Origin of the sequence: Nesterenkonia flava, assembly GCF_031432335.1 — a bacterium.
GTDB classification, from domain to species: domain Bacteria; phylum Actinomycetota; class Actinomycetes; order Actinomycetales; family Micrococcaceae; genus Nesterenkonia; species Nesterenkonia flava.
Genome location: NZ_JAVKGT010000090.1, coordinates 1 through 670, shown reverse-complemented (window position 1 = coordinate 670; position 670 = coordinate 1). Strand labels below are relative to the sequence as shown.

The 670-nt window shown below is 59.1% G+C and carries 2 protein-coding genes; both read right to left on the bottom strand.

The features are described from left to right. Positions 1-256, bottom strand: a 256-nt coding sequence (locus RH857_RS13595; protein ID WP_310538509.1) for a hypothetical protein, incomplete at its 3' end; no start/stop codon positions are given. A gap of 175 nt (positions 257-431) precedes the next feature. Further along, positions 432-611, bottom strand: a complete 180-nt coding sequence (locus RH857_RS13710; protein WP_374761179.1) for a DUF2326 domain-containing protein — start codon at positions 609-611, stop codon at positions 432-434. Between the last annotated feature and the right edge of the window lie 59 nt (positions 612-670).

The following is a 670-nucleotide window of genomic DNA, read 5'->3' as shown; positions in this document are numbered from 1 at the left end:
TTCTGAATCCCCTGGACACGCCCGGACCAGCAACACATTTATGGCCTATAACCCGCAGCCAGCCAGGGGCTCCGGTCTCGATGAGTTGGAGGCAGAAGCTGGCTGCGTAGAGATAGGGCAGGATCAGCAGCATCGCTGGGAGTCCCCATTTGAGGCCGCGTCGGGTACGGATGGCGTCGAGGGCGATGTTGGTGGGCATGTAGCGCCGCATGAAGTAGCGGATGTGAACGCTGGCGCTCCAGATCAGACGGATCATGGTGGGACCTTTCCTCTCTTACGCACGGCTAGTAGCGGTGAGACGGTGCGCTAGAGAGTGACCCGAGGGTCTGCCACGAAGGGCGCGTTATCAAGGAGAAATCCGCCTCATGCGGGAGTCTACTCTGACGAGATGCCGGGTCGGAAGAGGCCTCGTGGCCTGTCCGCGTTCTGACCTACCCAAAGCGGAAACCGAAGAGTCCCCCTTCTTCGGTCTCGTCCGTTAGCCGTGTGGAGAGAAGGTGAGGTTCTGGATCAAAAGCTCCATCGCTTTGCGCTTCTACTAGCTCCAAGGAGTCAGAGTTCAAGGTCACAATGTACTGAAAACCATGTTCGTCGGCTAGCCGCGAGCCGATATTGGGCTCTACGGATTTCAGGTGGGGATGGCCCCGTCGAGGCCTCCTCCGATGAGCAG